This is a genomic window from Paenibacillus sp. FSL L8-0158, assembly GCF_038592965.1.
GTDB lineage: Bacteria > Bacillota > Bacilli > Paenibacillales > Paenibacillaceae > Paenibacillus > Paenibacillus polymyxa_D.
Genome location: NZ_CP151949.1, coordinates 495486 through 515249, shown reverse-complemented (window position 1 = coordinate 515249; position 19764 = coordinate 495486). Strand labels below are relative to the sequence as shown.

The following is a 19764-nucleotide window of genomic DNA, read 5'->3' as shown; positions in this document are numbered from 1 at the left end:
TAGTTAACTTGTTCTTGGTGGTCTTTTTACGTTGAATATGAGCTTCTATCCAAGTCGATTATTTGTTTTTAACATCTGTTCTTACTACCCCAACATCCGAAGCATTGATCGAAATGGGGTTGCCGCCTTGTCCTGTCTGAGCTGAAGAAGATTGTTTGACGTCCACCGAAATTCTTTTATTCTTAAAGCCAGTTCGTCTCGTTCTTCCCAATGCAATACCTCCTTAGATATATACGTGTGTTCCTTAAGCCTCTCAATTACGACTCAACAGATATGCTATATGAATATGCCACTGAAGAAAACGTGTAGCGGCGAATAGCAGATCATAGAGAAAAGAGGCTGTTATATTGTAGTGGCGGCATGGGAATAAAACACGGTGATTTACACAAAAAATGCGAAATTTCCATCTATAAAAAACGCTCCAAGAGGATATACTCTTGAAGCAATTTTTGAGCGTACCTAAGCCAGTACAGTAGTTTACGCAGGTAGCGTCTGTGTTTTCAATTGCACGTACAACTGGTGCGTCACCTGCTGCGGCTCAATACCCAACTCATCTTCCAGTATATTGACAAAGGTTTCATAATGCTTTTGCGCAGCGGTATAATCGCCCAGTTGGGCATAGGCGGTCAGCAGCAGACCGCAGATATCGTCTGAGTACGGCTCCCGCTGCTGTAGGCTGAGCAAGCGCTGAACAGACTGCCGGGTACGACCTGAGCGAAGCTCTTCTCTCGCCAGCTCAGAAGCACATGCCAGATACACACTGCGCAGCTTCTCCCTTTTTGCATACGCCCACGGGTAATCGTGCTCCTCCAGGTAGTTGCCACGGTATAGAGCCAACAGGCTATCAATACGCGGCGTACCGCCGCTACCGGATGCAGCCCATTCGGATATTCCCTGCTCGAAGAGCTCCACATCTGTAATCCAGCCATTACGGTTCAAGCGGTAGCGATCCAGATTGTATTCCAGCTTCGTATCTTGCATCCGTTCTTTCAACGCCTTGCGAATTTGATAAATGGACGTGTGCAGGTGAACAACAGCCTTGTCCAAATGATATTCGGGCCACAGCGCATCCAGCAATTGTTCTTTGCTCACCCATTCCCCTTCATGGTGTAATAAAAAGGAAAATAGCTCCTGTGACTTTAATGTGCGCCATTTAAGTGGTTTCGCTCCTACGGCTTCCTGTCCAACCTCCAAAATTTCAAGCTTTTGAAAACAACGTACCTTGGGGGATTGCTCTGCTGCAACTCCCAAGCGGGAAGAACGGGAATCAGCCAGCGTGGCTGCAATCCTATCCAACGTTTTGGATAGCCGCCGGGCATGAACAGGCTTTAACAAGTAATCCAGTGCTTGCAGCTCGAACGCTTCAATAGCATATTCCGAGTACGCGGTCACAAAGACGATATGAATATGGGAATCCAGCTGTTGAATCCACTCGGCGGCCTCCAGACCGTTCATCTCTGGCATTCCGATATCTATAAAAACAATATCCGCACGTTCTGACGCCAGATGATCCAGCCCCGCTTGTGCAGACGTATATTTCCCCATTACCGTTAACCGTCCGTCCGCCTCCAGCAACCGTTCCAAGTAGGTTAATGCCGACCTCTCATCATCAATCAAAATCGCCTTCATTTGTGTCCGTACTCCCTTCCTGCTGCAACCATCCATCATGATGCTCTGTTTACATGCTATCTGCTTTATCCTTACGAATTTTAACTTCTTATATTTTATATATCGTATCGTCGCGGGCGCGACATTAGCTTTTCCGACGAATGTACTGTACTTTTTTTATTCATCGGTATTTCGGGGCAAAATCGTTTCCAGCACACGGAAGCTTACCGTCGTCCCTTGCATAGGATTACTTTCAATCCGCAATCCTTCTCCATACATATGAATAAGACGGCGATGGATATTACGCAGTCCCACGCTGGAAGATATATGATCCTCCGACAGCAGTTGTTCCAGTCGCTCGGGTGGAATCCCTACGCCGTCATCGGTCACGCTGACCACAAAATCGGTTCCATCCTCCTGCACAACCACTCGCACGGTTCCACCTGTTGCCCGTTGCATCACACCATGTCGTATCGCATTTTCCACAATGGGCTGAATACTTAATGGCGGGATAAGCGACCGGATGTTCCTTCCTACCTCTACGGTCACCTGCAAACGTTCTTCAAATCGTGCTTTCTCCAGTGCCACATACGATTCTACCAATTCCAGCTCCTTGGATAACGGTACCGTATTCTCCCTGTTCTGAAAATCAAAACTACCCCGCAAATACTGGCTCAGCTCCATGAGCAGCTCCGCTGCTTTGTCCGGGTCTACGGCTACGGTCGAAACAATGACATTCAAGGCATTGTACAGAAAATGCGGCTTGATTTGTGCCTGTAAAAAGGCCATTTCCGAACGCACCGCTTCCTCCGCTGAATGACGCATGTTCAACAGCGTGCGCACACGCGCTTTTAATTCCTCAGCATCAACAGGCTTACGTAGAAAATCATTCGCTCCCGCCATAAAACCTGCGCGGATATCGCCGGGCAGATCACGTACCGTCAGCAGCAACACCGGTAGCTCGGACAGGGAATACCGTTCCCTTATCCGTCGGCACAGCTCAATACCGGACATTTCCGGCATCATCCAATCTGTAATTACTAGGTCAAATCGGGTACGGCCATTCAGCATGTGAAGTGCCTCCTCGGCATGGTCCACAGCCACCACGCTACAACCTGTGGTATATAATAGTTCCTCCAGCACCCGAAGATTAACCTCGTCGTCATCTACAGCCAGCACTTTGTAAGGAACAGTCTGAACTCGCTCCAGTGCATCCTCTTCATGCGGAATCACATTCTGACCCGACGTCATGCTAGGCTGCAATATAACCGCAGGCGAAACATCTTTTTGAGCTTCATGTCCCAACGTTTCGTTCTGCGCCAAGGGCAGTGTAAAATAAAAGGTCGAACCCTTGCCCAATCTAGATTCTATCCGGATATGACCCCCATGCAGTTCCACCAGACGACGGACTATGCCTAATCCAAGCCCTGTTCCACTGTATCCTTCATCCTCAGCATTCGCCCCTCGGTTAAAAGGTTCAAATATATGCGAAAGATGCTCCTGGGCAATACCGGAGCCGGTATCCTTTACACTGATTTCCATTTCACGGGTCCCTGCTTTGGCAGAGATTACGATTTTGCCTTCCTCCGTAAATTTCACCGCATTCCCCAATAAATTGTACAAAATCTGAATCAGCCGATCCTCATCCGCATCCACCTTGGGCAATGAACTGGGCCATTCTTTGACGAATAGGAGCTTTTTCTTACCCACCGTATGCCCCAATACCTCCAGCACGGAATTCACAGCTGCCTGTACATTGACAGGCCGACGATTTAAGGCTAATCTGCCATTTTTCAAATTAGAAAAATCCAGAATATCGTTAATTAAATAAGAAAGTCTGCGTCCTACATTCGCAATCAAGGCCAAATTGTGCTTTTGCGGCTCATTGAATTGTGTCCCGTAGCGGTCTAGCATGGATTGAGCGATATTAATAATTCCATGCAGAGGAGTGCGCAGTTCATGTGACGTGTTCGCCAGAAATTCGTTTTTCAACCCATCCAGTGTGAGCAATCGTCGTGACAGGTTCTCAACCTCCATAAACGAATGTACAAAACGTTTGGCCAGCAGCAGTGTTTGAGCCAATACGAATATGAGCATTTCATAGGCTGTCACCCCACGCACATCTCCCCAGCCCAGAATATACACGAAACTAGTCACTACAATCATAAGAATGCTCATAATACTAATAACTAGCAGTGCAGCGTCATCCGTCCGTTGAAGAAGTCCACGAATCAAGATCAGTAATACATATCCCACACTGACTACACCAAAAAGAAGAATAAACGCTTCAAAGGATGAGAGTATCAGCGTAGGCAACAATAGCCCCATACCCAGCATTAGTGCAGTTGCAATATTATAGAGGCGCAGCACGATCCGATTCATAACAATCTGCGTCGAAAGATGAACATAGCGGATCAGAAAATAGTAGAACAGCGTTGAAGAGAACGACTGTATTTTCAGTATCCATTCATAAGGTAAATCTGGCATTCCCCAGACTAGCAGCTTCTCTCCATGTGTCAGAATGTAAAATAATGCCGCGATGCAGGAGCATGCTAAGAAAAGCAGTGCCTTCTCTTTTTTACGTAAAAGGTACAGCATGATAAAAAATACGGTAGGAATAAAAAATCCCGCAACCAGTACGGTGTCCTCTGCCATTGCAACTTCCCGACTATGCGTAATACTGGCATAATCCCCAAACAACAGCGGATAAATGATCCCACCGGAGGAATAGCTATAATTAGCTACATGCACGGTAATATCAGCCGAATGTCCATCTACCGCTGCAAATCCAACATAGGGGGCATTGCCCTGCTCGCCCTTGTCGGCCGAAACAGAGGGAATACCACTCGCCCCCACCTCCGCTCCGTTAATCCATACTCGGCTGGAGCTGCGAATATTTTGCATATGGATGCCGTACAGATTTTCCACTTTTTCAGGTAACAGTATACGGACATGGTAGGTGCCATATCCCGTCGCCTGTCCCTCAGGCATCCACTGATTCCATCTACCAGGCACATCCACAATCTTGGCAGAAGATCTCGTTTCCATCCCCAACTCTGAAGAACTCTGATGATTTTCCCAATCCTTATCTTGTATTCCATGAAAGGATGAAGGTTGCACAAGCTGATTGGGATAAAATTCCCATTCCCCTCCCAGCTGTACAGGGCCTTCCTTATCGGGGTCCCAATTACGCAAATCAATAACACCGTTGTGAGCTTTCCAATGACTGTTCCCGGATAAAACACCCGACACTAACGGATACACCGGCAACGCAACCGCAAGCAGAAGTATAATAAAAAATAAAACACCCTGTTTTTTCATAAATCCTCCGCTCTTTTCAATATCATCTATCTTTTAGTATCGGTTATTCTAACCAGCTGTATTAGAAGCGCTCCCCATGCAAAAAGGGACGCCCGCCGCAGACAAAAATCTGTGCGGAATCGTCCCCTTCTATACACCCTTGTACTTCCTGTATTCCCCTTATTAAGGAATCATAACGTCATCAATACTACCGCCAGGAATCGAGCCTGAATCATCTCCGCTGCTATCGCTTGGGGGCGTTGCTCCACCACTGCTATCGCCGCTTCCTGTTCCGCTGTTATCGCTTGACGGCGTTGCTCCACTGCTGCTGTCGCCGCTTCCTGTTCCACTGTTATCGCTTGGCGGTGTTGCTCCACTGCTGCTGTCACTGCTTCCTGTTCCGCTGCTTTGTTGCTGGCTGGCTACAAAATCTTTATACTCCTGAATCGCATCTTCCAGATTCATATAATTTTTCTTAACTTCCGGCATAGGATAATACGGGTCCAGATGATTATATGCATCCACTACTCTTTGAAATTGGATCGTCGTAGTATCTGTACCATTTGCCGTGAGCAGATTGTTCGCAATTGTCTTGAGCTCTTGGATATCCTGATCAGTTACTATCCATTTGGATTGGTAGTTCGCAAACGCTGTAATCAAATCTGTGTTAGCCTGGTCTACCTGAAGCTGTGTACTATCTGGAGTATTAAGCACAAGGTTTGCCTGATTAATTCGCCCTTGAAGTTCTTCGTTATCTTGTTCGGTATAATGGCGGCCGAACGTCTGAACTTCATTAATAGCTAAATTTATGTTGTAATTCAACAACGTAGTATCTCCTGCTATAGGTGCAGCATACTGGCTCTGTACCTGTTGCAACTCCTCGTATACAGGAACAACGTCTTGCAATTCAAAGTTGGGCAACCCCAAGAAGATGGAGGCATGCTCAGAAGCAATAGATAACGCTTGTTGGGCTTCAGCGCTTAATACGCCTGGATTTTGCACCAAAATTCCATTGATCGATGTCTGCATTCCAATGACTTCGTCTCTCAATTGTAGTTTTTTCTCGTTATATTTTTCAGTATAGGTCCCTTTAGCCTGGCTTAATTGATTATAAGAGATTACCAATTGCTCCTCAGGAGTAAACGGCATAATGAGTGCAAAGTTGGCTTGTCCTGTTTGTTGCTCTAAAGACAGCATTTCCGCATTCAAGTAATTACGAGCCACAGGGTTAAACAGCAGTTTCAGTTGAATATCTTGAACTAACTGCTGCAGTTTTTCCCGAGTTGTAGCAGGCTCTGGGGTGTTGAATTCGGCAAGCCTTTGACTCAGTTCCATGTTCAAAGTAAATACGTCCTGCTGCGTCATAGCGGTATGCATCTTCTCTGTATATTCCTGAATGAGGTTATACAGTTCAGCATTTTGAGAACCACTCTGATCGTAGATAATCTGCGCTTCTTGTAAAGTATTTTTAAGCACTGAGAAGTCCACTGTTTGCAGTACCAAGAATGATTCTGTGGTAGCTTCTATTTTTCGTGTCCATTCTTCCAATTGCTCCGTTGTAGTTAATGGATTCACATATACGCTTAATCCTTCCCTCACTAAGGAGTTATAACGCGCTTTATCTGTGTTCAAATTCTCCACACGATCCGTTACATCGAGAAAATGCAGATAGGCATCTCTGAGTTTTACTGATGCTTTGTAGACTTCAATTACTCGACGCAAGCTTTTTACTTCCCGATCCACAATATTCTGAGGAGCATTTCCTTCCAACACATTGTTGCCAAATTGAATAGCTTGACTTAGTGAGTCATCCCAAAGAGGCGGGAATTCGTCGCCAACCATTCGGTTTTGTTCAAGGGTAGTCGAAGCTATCTGAATCAGTCTAGTTAATTCTTGTGTTCCAATCACCGGTTCTGTGGCTGAGGCTGTGTACACAGAAACATCCTGTTTCAATGTACTGAGCGCTTGATCTACCTCTGCCTGTGTTGCTGCTGTATTGTTCAGTACCAGCGTAGCTTGATTGATTGCTATGGACAGGCTTTCCTTCGCTGCGGCTGGGTAAAGCGCCTGATCCGATCCACCCTCACCTGCACGCTCCAGCAGTTCTTTGGCTGCATGGACTTCTGTCTCCAGCTGACTGCGGTCTACGCTGATAATGTCACTATCGTGTTTTTTCTTATCTTTACTATCTGTGTCCGTGACAACCGATCCAGCAGAGGATGAGTTCTTCGTACCATTTACGAGACTAACAGCTTCTTTCATCGCATTATAGTTAATGATAACATCCTGCGGCTGTTTTTGTTCCGGCAGATTAAGCTGGCTGATTGCCGCTCCCTTAGCCAGCGTAATAAAAGGAACGCCCACATATTGAGATGCATCCAGCAAACCAATACTACCGTTAACCAACAGCTTGCCGAGTCCCTGTTGCAATGAAACACGACTAATCGCGGCATTTCCTTCGGTCACGATCGATGCATCATTTTTCAGCGTCAAGTTGTCAATCTTTGTCGTCCCGGTTGCTGTCAATTGTGCATCTTTAGAGCCAAGCTCCACACCGGACCATGTCGTATTTTCCAGAATTGCCGATACAGGCTGGGTACCTGAGCCTTTGATTTCTAATACGCCTGTGGAGGACATGTTTTTCAAGGTTACCGAACCATTGACGATCAGGCGTCCATCAAAAGACACACCCTTACCGTCAAATACGCCACCGTCTGCGTTAATTTCCAGCTTATTTACACCTGTGAGTGTACGTAAATTACGGTTAAGATCGATTTTTGCCCCTTTTAATACCGTTTTGTTATTTTCACCAAACAAACCTTGCAAAGATCCTTCCAACTGGTACGGGATATTTCCGATTCGAACGGTATTGCCCTCTGATTTCACTTCTCCTACCGGATGATCCAGCAGGCTGACGAATACTTCCGCACCACTCTCCCGGTTCAACGGATTTTTCAAATCTGTTGCAGAAGCATCCTCTGATAATAGACCATAATTGCGAGCTACCTGAACTGCATTTTGCTGTGCGTCCGCTGTGCTGGCATCCTGCAAGTCCATTGCACGTACTAGCGATACGATCAGTTCTTCCTTGGTAATGGCATCCCCCGGACGGAACAGTTCTCCGTTGCCTGTCATATACCCGGCTGCACGTACAGCCTCAATATAGGGAGCACCCCATGCATCGGACGACACATCCATAAAAGAAGTCTGCGGCTGATTGTTCACTTCCAACTGGAACAGACTGCACAAAATTTTAGCCGCTTCTGCCCGGGTCAAATTCTTTTGTGCCATAAAATCGCCCTGCTTACCGCCTGTCATCAAACCCAAGGTGCGGGCTTGTGCTACAAATCCAGTTTCGCTTTGTGTATCTGCTGTCGCTGCATAAGCAGTCTGGGCGCCCCCCAGCCAAGGCAGAGATACGATGGAGCCTGAAGCAATCCCCAATACCATCGCAGATGCAATCCATTTATTTCGATTTATAAGTTTCAACATTTCCACTCCTAGACGCTATTTATTGGCATATATCCTGTTTTATCAAAGGCTTTAGTCATGTTTAGTTCTACGGATTATGCAACCAAGGAACTATGCTAAGAGAATTATACGAAGGTTCACTGAACCAATTCTGAACAATTAGACCTAGATAAGCACTGGAAGTAGAAAAACATAAAAAAAGCGCCACCTATGTAGGTGGACGCACTATACATTTTATCATCATTAGCCCCTGCGTGCTTTACGGGACAATAGATTGCCTAAGGACTGAACACCTTGTACAAACAAGACTAGAATGATGACAGTAATCAGCATAACCAGCGTATCAAAACGTTGATAACCATATGCGATCGCCAGATCGCCAATTCCGCCTCCGCCAACCGCACCAGCCATAGCAGTAGCACCAATCAGACCAATAGCGGCTGTCGTTAACGACAAAATCAGAGAACTGAATGCCTCAGGAAGCAAAAAGTAGCGAATGACCTGAAATGGGGTCGCTCCCATCGCATCTGCTGCCTCCAGTATCCCCGGATTCACCTCCAACAGCGAGTTTTCGACCAGCCTGCCGATATATGGCGCAATATATATAATTAAGGGAACAATGGCTGCGCTGGTTCCAATGGATGTATGCACTATCAGGCGGGTTAACGGAATGATTGCAATCAGCAAGATAATAAATGGCAAGGAACGAACAATGTTAATGATCGGATTCAAAATATTGTGCAGCCATTTGTTCTCCAGAATTCCGCCCGGGCGTGTGATGACGAGTAAAATACCGATAGGGATACCGATCAGGGCGCCAATGAATAATGATATGCTGACCATGAGCACGGATTCATACAAAGCTTCCCACAGTTGATCCCAGGTTATCGTGGTTCCTGTAATCATCATAGACTCTCTACCTCCTGAATATGGACTCCTTTGCTCTTGATAAAATCAACAGCCTGCTGAATGGAATGCTGTCCACCACGCAGTTGGATCGTCATATAGCCAATCGTCGTTTCTTGAATCTCCGTCATGTTGGCAAACAAAATATTCACATGGATATCATGCTGCCGAATTAATTCATGAACCACCGGATCAGAAGCAACCTGCCCTATAAATTCCAGCTTGTAAATCCGCTGTGATTCTTGCTGTTCGAACGTTTGCAGCACACTCTCGGGTACTGCATCGTGAATGACCGTGCGTACAAAGCTCTGCGTCGTCGGGTGCTTCGGCTGCCCGAATACCTCCAGGACATTGCCCTGCTCGATAATTTCCCCTTTTTCCATTACGGCAACCTTGTTGCAAATTCGCTGAATCACCGACATCTCATGGGTGATAATTAAAATGGTAATCTTGTATTCCTTGTTGATTTTGCGAAGCAAGTCGAGAATAGACTGCGTGGTCTGCGGATCAAGTGCCGAGGTCGCCTCATCACAGAGCAAAATGGACGGGTTGCTTGCAAGCGCCCGTGCTATCCCGACACGTTGCTTTTGTCCGCCGGAAAGCTCGTTGGGATAGCTGTTCGCCTTGTCCGACAATCCTATGAACGCCAAAAGCTCTTTCACACGCCCCTCTATTTCGCGTTTGTTGCGCTTAAGCAGCACCAACGGAATTGCAATGTTGTCGAACACCGTTTTTGATTCCAGCAGATTAAAATGCTGAAAAATCATTCCAATCTTCTTCCTTACCTTCCGCAGTCTAGAGGTAGAATAGGTATTTAACTGCTCACCTTCAACAAGAACCTCTCCGCTGGTTACTTTCTCAAGACGATTGACCAAACGGATTAGCGTACTTTTCCCTGCGCCACTGAATCCGATAAATCCGAAGATGTCTCCTTTATCCACTTTGATATTTATATTTTTTAACGCTTCAATACTTAGGCCTTTTCTCACGTAGGTTTTAGATACATTCCTAAGTTCAATCATGAGTCCTAACTCCTTCCGTTCTCACAAGGATGTAAGATATTCTGAGCTGATGCTTTTCTTCGGCATGAACGATCGAATTAAATCCGAGTATTCTAGTGAGTTTTATAAAGTATACTACTTCGATTTAATATTCATGTCAATATGAGTTTTACATTCGGTCAAAGCATGTCCTTGCATAAATCAGTACGATATTGCAGATGGTATGAAATATGTCGAAGCATACACACCTTACCCGAACGGGACGAAAGCGGAGGAAAATAGATGAAGCGAATATTTACCTTGTGGCTATGCATTGCAGTTATGGGGATGTTGGCAGTTACGGCGCAACCCGCATGGGCTACTCAGACTGTTGACGGACAGCCTTATCATTTTGGGTTTAAAAAAAGTAAAGGAGGGGAGCTACCTTCCATCGCACAAGAAGGCTTTATGCACCTGATCGAAAGACAAGGTGGCATATTTCTGGGGGATACGACTAAAAAAGAATTATTTCTCACTTTCGACAACGGCTATGAGAATGGGTATACTCCGAAAGTGCTGGATGTATTGAAGGCCAAAAAGGTTCCGGCCGCCTTCTTTGTGACGGGGCATTTTGTAAAAGACCAGCCAGCTTTGATGCGACGCATGGCGAGTGAGGGCCATATTATCGGCAACCATTCATGGAGCCATCCTGATATGAGCACCATTTCTTCGGCAGAGATCCGGTCTGAACTGGATCGGGTACGAAATGCATCGGCAGAGCTAACCGGGCAAAAAGAAATGAAATATGTCCGGCCGCCTCGCGGCATTTTTAGTGAAAAAGCATTGGCTTCCTGTCGAGAAGCCGGATATACGAGCGTATTCTGGTCTGTGGCTTACAAGGACTGGGACAGAAATATTCAGCAAGGAACGGACTATGCCTATCGTCAAGTCATGCAGCAGCTCCACCCTGGAGCGGTCATTTTGCTCCATTCCGTATCCAAGGATAATGCCGAGGCGCTTGCTTCTATCATCGACGAGGCTCGCAAGCAAGGGTATGAGTTTAAAAGTCTAGACGACCTTAAGGTAAAACATTATCACTAAATAGTAACTGGATTTAATGAGCCGTTACGTTATCAGCCCGATCCACACCTGCCCATGGTAGCCAGTGTGAATCGGGCCTTTTAGTTTACGCCAAGGAAGGGAAGGCTCTATGAGCCTTCCCTTCCGTTTACCATTCTAAAGATAGCAAAGCCTATTGCATGGTTAGCTTATACACTCTGGCTTCATAAGGCCGCAGCTTCAAGGCGTGCAAATTTTCTCCTTTTATCGGCTCGTAGTTGGAGAGAAGCAGTTCCGCCTTGGCGGCAGGAAGCTCCTCACCTTCGGGCCAGTGGAACACCGGATCACGGTCAAAGAAATTCAAAATGACCAGCAAACGCTCTTTTCCCAGCATACGGGTGAATACATACAGCTCCGTATCCAGTGGCAACAGTAGCTTGTATTCGCCATAGACTATGACCTCATGTTGTTTGCGCAGAGCAATCAACTTACGATAATAGTGGTAAATCGAGCCTGGATTATTTCTTTCAGCCTCTGCATTAATGTGTGTATAATTATCGTTAATCTTCATCCACGGCTCTCCATCGGTAAATCCGGCCGCAGGACCAGCATCCCACTGCATAGGAGTGCGTGCATTATCCCGACTTTTTCGCCAGATCGCCGCCATAATCTGTTCCTCCGGCTCACCAATCTTCCGTTGCTGCTCATAATAGTTTAACGTTTCCACATCCCGATAATCATCAATCGACGGGAATGCAATATTCGTCATCCCAATTTCCTCACCCTGATAAATATAAGGCGTACCTTCAAGCATATGTGTGAAGGTTGCCAGCATTTTGGCGGATTCCACACGATATTGTCCATCATTCGCAAATCTGGAGAGAGCCCGAGGTTGATCATGATTGTTGAGATAATTGGCATTCCATCCTTCCTGATGAAGCACTGTCTGCCAACTGCTCATTATTTTTTTCAGCTCCACCAGCGTCCACGGCTTGGATTTCCACTTTTCCGTTCCTAACCCTTGTGCATCAATAAACATGTGTTCAAACTGGAAAACCATATTCAGTTCATGCCGCTGGTCCCCCACATAATCAAGCGCCTGCTCGGGGCCTAAACCGGACGTCTCGCCGACCGTCATTAAGGGATAACGCACCAGTACCTTTTCGTTCAGCATCCGTAGAAGTACATGTACCTGCTCCAGGTTGGAAAAGAGCTGATAGGCCCGCACCAAGGTTCGTTTATCGGGATTATCGGCATCCGGCAGCCCTTCGGCTTTGACAATATGGGCAATAGCGTCAAAACGGAAGCCATCGACTCCCTTTTTCAGCCACCATTCCACCATGCGGTAGAGCTCGACCATCATCTCTTCATTTTCCCAGTTCAGATCCGGCTGATGCTCGGAATATAGATGCATGTAATATTCGTCTGTAAGCTTGTCATATTTCCACACTGAGCCAGAAAAATACGATTCCCAGTTGTTCGGATATCCGCCATTTTTGCCTGTTTTCCATATGTAGTAGTCCCGCTTCGGATTATCCTTGGACGAGCGTGACTCCGTAAACCACGGATGCTCATCCGATGTATGGTTTAATACCAAATCCATCATTATTTTGATACCTCGTTCATGCGCCTGGTGAAGCAGCTCGTCAAAATCCTCCATTGTTCCAAACTCATCCATAATGGCATAGTAATCGCTAATATCATATCCATTATCGTGATTGGGCGACTTATATATCGGGCAAATCCAGATTACATCAATACCCAGTTCACACAAATAATCCAGCCTGGACAAAATGCCTCGCAAGTCCCCTTTACCATCTCCGTCAGAATCCTGAAAACTGATCGGGTAAATCTGATATACAACGGCTTCCTTCCACCATATTTTTCTAGACATGTTTCCCTCCCATAGCTTCTCTGTACAACCAATAGCTTATGCTCTTAACATACACGCAATACCTGGCTGCGAATCGTTGGTGATTGGGAACAAGAGCCTTGTAAGCTTGCTTCGACGCATTAGCAGAGCCGCTATAACCTGCGGAGGTTTATTTTAAAAAAATATTTTGTAAAACAGGTTGTATAAATGGATCTGGCGTTACCTATATTTATGAACTGCCCATATACATGTACCCAAAGCGGTGCCACTTTTGAATAAAAGGAGGAATTTACATGAACCATCGACCCAAGGAGCCAAAGGATCTGATTGTGGAAACTGCCGTGATCCCACCCAACATCCATGTGGATGTGGAGTCAGCCACTGAGGGCGGAACACGCCGCCTGATGCTTAGCGATAACCCGGAGACGCTTACCCATGTGACGGTACCTACCGAGCAAGCTACCCTGTGGCATGACATGGTTCGCACCACAACCCGGACGGTCAAGCATCGCATTTTCGGCTGGCATTATAACAAAATCGGCAGCCCTGTTAAACTGGGCATCACTGTAGAGAACAGAAGCGCTGCTAAACTGGAAGTGCGCCATATTGAACGCGCTCTTAAGATTGTGCCTGAGGACGGCAACTGGATTATAGATGTCGGGCAGTCTATTGCCAAAAGCTGTTTGGCGGGTACGATGGAACGTGTGAAGCCAGCAGACCGTCATAAATTCGGCAAAGGCACCGCCCTGCTGGAGGAATTTGTGCTGCCCGAAGGATCGCTGGCCGGATTCATCTATGACCTCACAGTAGAATTTGCTGAAGGCCACGGTACGCTGGATTATGTGATTCGCACCGTGGTCAGCAAGGATACACAGACCAATCTGCGCCAGATTCATACGGATGCGCTCCCTCCCGTACCTCCTCCACAGGCGCATCCACGAGGGGTGTGGTCCTTTTCCGAAACGAATGCGCGAATGCCAGAGTACGTGGTGGGGCAGAGCGCCAACTATCGGGCGTGTGCCACCAAAAAGCTGAACGGCGAGGCTCCTGCCGATCTGCTGTTTACCGGGGCACGCAGCGAGCTGGGGCCTGCGCTAGATAATCGCGGGCAATTCGGAACCATATACAACGCGACCATTCCTATCGTTAACGACAGTGACGAGGTACGTATCGTACGAATCTACGCCAATCCACGTGGGGGAGCGTTCGCCGGGTCTGTACGCGTGGATGAACGTGTATATGGTATCCCTTTGCTACGAGATAATACCAAGGTATGTCGGCTGACTGACATCAGCGTCCCTCCCGGCAGATCCAGCTATGATCTCAGCTTCATGGTCGCCGGCAGTGCAACTACGCCGCTAGGTCTGTACGTCATTACACTATAGCTGTGCTTACGATGACTGGATGAGCGAACGTGGGGCCAGGATATGGACTGCTCTATAGTAAATGGAGCTGTCCCAAAGCTGGTTTTAAACTTTAATGGACAGTCACGCTTCGTCATTAGTATAAAAAAGCGCGAGTGCAAGGGTTATTTCCCTGTACTTCGCGCTTTTTGGTTCATGCTCACCCATTTGAGCGGTTATGGTCAAGCGAAGGCACGTAGTCCTCTTCGCCGCCATACCCGGCATCGGCGATGACTATACCCGATTTGTGTCAGAATAAATATCGCTCTATTTGAACCGCTGGACCTGCCTCGAAGGCATAATGGTCAACTCTGGAATATTGACATGCTCCGGCTGCTCAAGTGCATAAAGGGCAGCTTCTGCAACATCATCGGGATGCAGCGGCAAAACGCTCGAAGCAAACGCCCGAATTTCCTGCTCGGGATATCCGGCCACCTGCGAAAATTCCGTCGCCACCGCCCCGGGGTGAATCGCAGTTACACGAATTCCTTGCGTACTGGTCTCCAAACGCAATGCAGAGGCTATGGCGCTAACGCCGTACTTGGTAGCGCTGTATAGTCCTCCTCCGGCAACCACTTCCTTCGCTGCAATAGAGGAGACAATGACAACATCCCCCTTGGCCTGTTCCCTCATCGGCTGAAGTCCGTACTTCAGTGTCAGGACAAGACCGTGCACATTCGTCTTGTAAAGCTCCTCCCAGCGTTCCAGTTCCACCTCTGCCAGTGGGCTTCGATACCCGAAGCCGGCATTGGCAACGATAATGTCAAGCCGCCCCCAGCGTTCAAGAATGGCGTGGACCGCCTGCTGTACGTCTTCAGCTTTTTGGATATCGGCAGGTATTGCCATGACCTCATACAATTCCTCTTGGTGCAAGTCGCGAACCAATTCATCCAATCGCTCCTGACGGCGTGCCAATACAGCTACATACGCGCCTCGCTTTGCCAGTTTTTTTGCAATCGATGCCCCAATGCCGCTGCTTGCGCCTGTTACCAAAGCTACTTTCCCGGCCAGGCTTTCCTTCGCTTTCCAGGATAATTTCAACTCATCCAATATCATGTTAAACCCTCCCAAGCTTATTTGGTTAAAAGCACGCGATGAACACCCTGGCTGCCTCCAGGAGCTGTACCTATATATAAATATCCGTCATGGTTTACAGCCGTGGTTACCCCATAAAGCGAGCCTTCAGGATCATGCCAGCTTCCGATGAGTTTACCCTGCGGATTAAGCTCCACAGCAAGTCCATGCTTCACAGGTGCGCTTGCACCGCTGAGCAGCGATTGAGGCAATTTGGCCATCATTCCAGCCAGCCACGGGCTTCCATGCATCTGATCTACAAAGGGAATACGTGTTGTGAAGAGACCGACCCAGAAATGGCCTTGATCATCACGCGTAATGTTATCCGGAAAACCGGCGAGATTATCCGCAAAAATATCCGAAGTCCCCTTCTTCGGCCCTTTGAGCCAGTATCGGGTCAATTGGTAGTGATACGACTCTGCCACAAGTACAAAATCTTCGTCCGCAGACAAGGCAACCCCGTTCGCAAAATAAAGGCCTTCCAACAGAACTGTCGTCTGCTTGGTCGCCGGATCATATTTCAGCAAACGTCCATGCGGCTTGTTCTCGGCGATTTCTTTGAAGACTACACTGCCATAATTGGAGGTGTCAGAAAAATAAATGGTACCATCTTTGGCAATATCCAGCTCGTTGGCCAAATAGATCGGTGTGCCGTCGACTTGATTGGCCAACACCGTCACGTTTCCGGAAGGATCTACCGACAGCAGCCCCTTCTTAACATCCGTTACGATCAGATTTCCACTTGCGTCAAACATAAGTCCATTGGGCGTTCCTTTGGTATCTGCATATAGCTGGGCCTTTTGCGGATTGCCCTTTGTATCAAAGGCAACCTTATAAATTTTCCCGTCGGAGTCTCCCGTATATAAATTTCCTTCCTTGTCAAAGGTGATAAATTCCGGAAACTTAGGGGCATCTGTAACAAGCTCTGCGGAGCTGAGTTTGTTGTTTTGTTGCCATGGACCCGCTTGTTCAAAAGAGGGGGCCGAAGGTGCAAGCCATTTTGCAGGCTGGACCGGGGAAGGGATGAGCATAAAAATAACCACTCCCAGAAGGATTACCGACAGCAGCGATAATCCGGTTCTGCGTACCCACTTACGCGTTTTTTTATTCTTTCTTCCTTGAGAATCTTTGACAGATAAATCAGGTTTACTGGGCATTAGAGTGCCTCCTATGTGATGTGAATAATATTTCAGCATTTTGCATAATTTGATACCCAACGCTCGAAAGTACACTATATAGACGAACTAAACCGTTTCGATCTATATATTGCTGATTTGAAATCGCTCTTGGGATTTATGCAAAATGCTCATTTATATTTGAACGACGATTTTACCGAAATACTGTTTTCCTTCAGCCAAAAGTGCGAAGGCTTCGCCGATTCGGCTGAGCGGGAATACCCGGTCGATGACAGGATGTAAACGATGGCGGGAAATGGCACGATTCATGTTTTCGAAATGTTCCCGGTTACCGACTTGGCTGCCGCGAATCGTCGCAGCCTTCTGCAAAATGCTGGTGACATCGAACTCAGGAATGGTCAAGCCCGATAAGAATCCGACCATGCTCACAGTCCCTCCGGTACGAAGTGCATTGATGGATTGCGCCATTGTTGCCGCTCCCCCTACATCCAGGACATGGTCGACTCCGTCGCCTGTCAGCTCCAGAGCCACTTTATCCCACTCTGGAACTTCCGAATAGTTGATTGTCTGCCATGCGCCGAGAGCCTTTGCCCGTTCCAGCTTGTCATTGCTGCTCGATGTGATAATTACCCGTGCTCCCGCCATCAGAGAGAATTGAAGCCCAAAGATGGAAACACCGCCTGTTCCTTGCAAGAGCACCGTATCTCCCGCTCGTAGCCCACCGGATTCCATCAGCATGCTCCATGCGGTTAATGCCGCAATCGGCAAGGTGGAAGCCTCCTCCCAGGAAAGGTGATCCGGAATGGCGACGACCCCTTCTTCATGCAGAACGATATATTCAGCCGCCACTCCACTGAGCGGGCCTCCCAGACTGTCCTTTAAGACCTCCGCTCTCGTGCTCCCGCCAATGAATTTCTGTTGTAAATTTGCTGCTACCCTTTGTCCAACCTGAAATTTTGTCACCCCTTCGCCCACAGCTACAATTTCACCCGCTCCATCGGATAACGGAATGAAGGGAAATTGAATGCCGATCGGCATGACTCCGTTGATAACTACCAAATCACGGTAATTGAGGGACGCTGCCTTTATGCGGATCAGAACTTCCAGCCGTCCCGGCACCGGTGTGTCAAGTTCCGTCAAGGTTAACTCTTCAAAGCCAAAACCGTTTTTCAGTTGCACTGCTTTCATTTTGGTTGTCCTCCCTGTAATGTTAAACCTTTTACCTAATATAGATACAGTGTATCGCCAAGGAAACACTGTTTCTTATATAGTACACTGTATCCAATTGTCTTCAAAACGTCAATCTTTACTTTAAAAATAAAAACGGTCGTAATCTGCTTCCGGGCTTTTAACGTCCCTTAACAAGTAAAATTGAAGACTGGGTGGCTTCGCTTGTCCAGAGCTTGTTCAGGTGGGTAAGCATGACCAAAAAACGCGAGTTGCAGGGGTGAAATAACCTCTGCACTCGCGTATTTTACATCAGCATTTTGCATAATTCGATTCCAAACGCTTAAAAGTACAATATATAGACAAACTAGACCGTTTTGATCTATATATTGCTGATTTGAAATTTCTCTTGGGATTTATGCAAAATGCTCAATCAATGTTTGTATAATAATTGTAAAATATGGTTGTAATCCACTCATGGGACAACCCCATTTAAGCTCCAATTTTTATAACTACATCTACTTAAATTTGTTCCTGACTATATTACGCTGCTAAGCATAAAATTGGAGGGCGGACCGGGCTCCGGCTTGCCAAACAAATAACCCTGAGCCAGTGACACACCTGCTTCACGACAAAATTCAAAATCCTCCATCTGCTCTACGCCTTCAGCCAACACTTGGCCTCCAAAACGAAAAGCCGATTCTACAATCCCTGTGATTTGCCGCTTTTGATTACTGTTACTATGGCAGCCGTCAATTATACTACGATCAATTTTGACATAATCCGGCTGAAGGCAATTCATAAGCTCTGTCGTAGAATAACCTGCCCCCACATCGTCCAGGGCAACTGAAACTCCTCGATTACGATATTGCTCAAAGATATGATGCAAAAAATTAAGGTCGTCTATCTCTTCCGTTTCTACGACCTCAAATACAAAATCCTTCGTACTCATGGATAACCGATCAATCGTCTCAAAGGTGTGGTTCAAGCAATAAGCCGGATTATAAATGGTGGAAGGGAGAAAGTTAATAAAACGTTTAATCCCCGCCGGAAGGCATGTTGCACTTTTTTCAATTGCGGAAAAACGAGCCGAGCGATCCAGATGAGCATGCAAGCCAGCTTCACGGGCGATTTCAAACAGTCGGAAAGGCTGAAAAGGTCTCTCCGCATGTGACGGACGCAGCAAAAACTCAAACCCGATAATATCCAGCTTGTGGTCAACAATAGGCTGCATATGGCTGGAAAAGCTTTGATCCTTAATAATACTCACGATATCTGGATGTTGCAGTCTGGCTTGTAATTGACTAAATAAAAGCCAGTCCTCATATCCTTCGACATGATGCAAGCCGGTCACCACAACTTGTATATGATCCAAGTATTCCTGCGGCAGACGAGCCAGTCCGTTAACCAGCTGTTCCAACTCTGAACGGCTGTCATAGCGAAACTCTATGCCGTCCTCACGCTCATATTCCTGCTTCATTTGTTCCGATCGCATACCCAAACCATCTAATGTTGGAGTAAGCGACACCCTGGAATGCCTAATTCTGAGCAATCCTTGATCCTTAATAGGTAATATGATGCTGCAATTGCTGCATGTCATAATGGTCCTCCTCGGAACAATTTTCCGGTTTTTTCACCATTATATCACAAATAACTAGAACAAAAGTACTATATAACTACGTGTTTTTACAAAAAAACAGCTTATTCTTAACGGTAACTTAGGACTTAAGTACATATTCGACAAAAACAATACCTTTTTACACTCATAATAATTCGGGGCTGCCGTT

13 protein-coding genes are annotated in these 19764 nt (G+C 46.8%); 2 read left to right on the top strand and 11 right to left on the bottom strand.

Annotated elements, in window-relative coordinates:
* Positions 1-58: 58 nt before the first annotated feature.
* The 6 genes from NSQ68_RS02270 to NSQ68_RS02245 all read right to left on the bottom strand — a co-directional run bounded on the left by NSQ68_RS02270 (position 59) and on the right by NSQ68_RS02245 (position 10307).
* A complete protein-coding gene (locus NSQ68_RS02270) occupies positions 59-211 on the bottom strand; it encodes a hypothetical protein (protein ID WP_307351877.1) in 153 nt (50 codons plus the stop codon).
* Between the two features lie 266 nt (positions 212-477).
* Positions 478-1629: a response regulator gene (locus NSQ68_RS02265; RefSeq protein ID WP_342427831.1), complete on the bottom strand. Its 1152-nt coding sequence runs from the start codon at positions 1627-1629 to the stop codon at positions 478-480.
* 156 nt (positions 1630-1785) lie between these two features.
* Positions 1786-4929 carry an ATP-binding protein gene (locus NSQ68_RS02260; protein WP_342427830.1) on the bottom strand — a complete coding sequence of 1048 codons (3144 nt, stop codon included), beginning with the start codon at positions 4927-4929 and terminating at the stop codon, positions 1786-1788.
* 162 nt (positions 4930-5091) lie between these two features.
* A complete protein-coding gene (locus NSQ68_RS02255; protein ID WP_342427829.1) occupies positions 5092-8400 on the bottom strand; it encodes an S-layer homology domain-containing protein in 3309 nt (1102 codons plus the stop codon).
* Between the two features lie 222 nt (positions 8401-8622).
* Positions 8623-9288 (bottom strand): methionine ABC transporter permease, encoded by a 666-nt coding sequence (locus NSQ68_RS02250; protein WP_029514704.1) that lies wholly within the window; start codon positions 9286-9288, stop codon positions 8623-8625.
* On the bottom strand, positions 9285-10307 hold the full coding sequence (locus NSQ68_RS02245; protein ID WP_342427828.1) for an ATP-binding cassette domain-containing protein: 1023 nt from the start codon (positions 10305-10307) through the stop codon (positions 9285-9287). The genes NSQ68_RS02250 and NSQ68_RS02245 overlap by 4 nt, the downstream gene beginning before the upstream one ends.
* 261 nt (positions 10308-10568) lie before the next feature.
* Between NSQ68_RS02245 and pdaA the strand changes: the two genes are divergently transcribed.
* Complete coding sequence (gene pdaA / locus NSQ68_RS02240; RefSeq protein WP_342427827.1) at positions 10569-11366, top strand: delta-lactam-biosynthetic de-N-acetylase; 798 nt, start codon at positions 10569-10571, stop codon at positions 11364-11366.
* Positions 11367-11517: 151 nt separating this feature from the next.
* Here the strand turns inward: pdaA and NSQ68_RS02235 are convergent, their stop codons facing one another.
* Complete coding sequence (locus NSQ68_RS02235) at positions 11518-13218, bottom strand: alpha-glucosidase (protein ID WP_342427826.1); 1701 nt, start codon at positions 13216-13218, stop codon at positions 11518-11520.
* Between the two features lie 272 nt (positions 13219-13490).
* Here NSQ68_RS02235 and NSQ68_RS02230 point away from each other — a divergent pair, with 272 nt between their 5' ends.
* Positions 13491-14582 carry a hypothetical protein gene (locus NSQ68_RS02230; RefSeq protein ID WP_307351861.1) on the top strand — a complete coding sequence of 364 codons (1092 nt, stop codon included), beginning with the start codon at positions 13491-13493 and terminating at the stop codon, positions 14580-14582.
* A gap of 285 nt (positions 14583-14867) precedes the next feature.
* Here the strand turns inward: NSQ68_RS02230 and NSQ68_RS02225 are convergent, their stop codons facing one another.
* The 4 genes from NSQ68_RS02225 to NSQ68_RS02210 form a co-directional block, all read right to left on the bottom strand.
* Positions 14868-15656, bottom strand: a complete 789-nt coding sequence (locus tag NSQ68_RS02225) for an SDR family oxidoreductase (protein WP_076294512.1) — start codon at positions 15654-15656, stop codon at positions 14868-14870.
* Positions 15657-15673: 17 nt separating this feature from the next.
* A complete protein-coding gene (locus tag NSQ68_RS02220; protein WP_342427825.1) occupies positions 15674-16831 on the bottom strand; it encodes an SMP-30/gluconolactonase/LRE family protein in 1158 nt (385 codons plus the stop codon).
* A 153-nt stretch (positions 16832-16984) separates the two neighbouring features.
* On the bottom strand, positions 16985-17998 hold the full coding sequence (locus NSQ68_RS02215) for an NAD(P)-dependent alcohol dehydrogenase (protein ID WP_342427824.1): 1014 nt from the start codon (positions 17996-17998) through the stop codon (positions 16985-16987).
* A gap of 517 nt (positions 17999-18515) precedes the next feature.
* Positions 18516-19577, bottom strand: a complete 1062-nt coding sequence (locus NSQ68_RS02210; protein ID WP_307351852.1) for an EAL domain-containing protein — start codon at positions 19575-19577, stop codon at positions 18516-18518.
* Between the last annotated feature and the right edge of the window lie 187 nt (positions 19578-19764).

Bases quoted from the DNA above. Each gene is read 5' to 3' on its own strand.
- NSQ68_RS02255 (WP_342427829.1), bottom strand. From the start codon at position 8,400: ATGTTGAAACTTATAAATCGAAATAAATGGATTGCATCTGCGATGGTA.
- NSQ68_RS02260 (WP_342427830.1), bottom strand. From the start codon at position 4,929: ATGAAAAAACAGGGTGTTTTATTTTTTATTATACTTCTGCTTGCGGTT.
- NSQ68_RS02215 (WP_342427824.1), bottom strand. From the start codon at position 17,998: ATGAAAGCAGTGCAACTGAAAAACGGTTTTGGCTTTGAAGAGTTAACC.
- NSQ68_RS02230 (WP_307351861.1), top strand. From the start codon at position 13,491: ATGAACCATCGACCCAAGGAGCCAAAGGATCTGATTGTGGAAACTGCC.
- NSQ68_RS02265 (WP_342427831.1), bottom strand. From the start codon at position 1,629: ATGAAGGCGATTTTGATTGATGATGAGAGGTCGGCATTAACCTACTTG.
- NSQ68_RS02235 (WP_342427826.1), bottom strand. From the start codon at position 13,218: ATGTCTAGAAAAATATGGTGGAAGGAAGCCGTTGTATATCAGATTTAC.
- NSQ68_RS02250 (WP_029514704.1), bottom strand. From the start codon at position 9,288: ATGATGATTACAGGAACCACGATAACCTGGGATCAACTGTGGGAAGCT.
- NSQ68_RS02210 (WP_307351852.1), bottom strand. From the start codon at position 19,577: ATGACATGCAGCAATTGCAGCATCATATTACCTATTAAGGATCAAGGA.
- NSQ68_RS02220 (WP_342427825.1), bottom strand. From the start codon at position 16,831: ATGCCCAGTAAACCTGATTTATCTGTCAAAGATTCTCAAGGAAGAAAG.
- NSQ68_RS02225 (WP_076294512.1), bottom strand. From the start codon at position 15,656: ATGATATTGGATGAGTTGAAATTATCCTGGAAAGCGAAGGAAAGCCTG.
- pdaA (WP_342427827.1), top strand. From the start codon at position 10,569: ATGAAGCGAATATTTACCTTGTGGCTATGCATTGCAGTTATGGGGATG.
- NSQ68_RS02245 (WP_342427828.1), bottom strand. From the start codon at position 10,307: ATGATTGAACTTAGGAATGTATCTAAAACCTACGTGAGAAAAGGCCTA.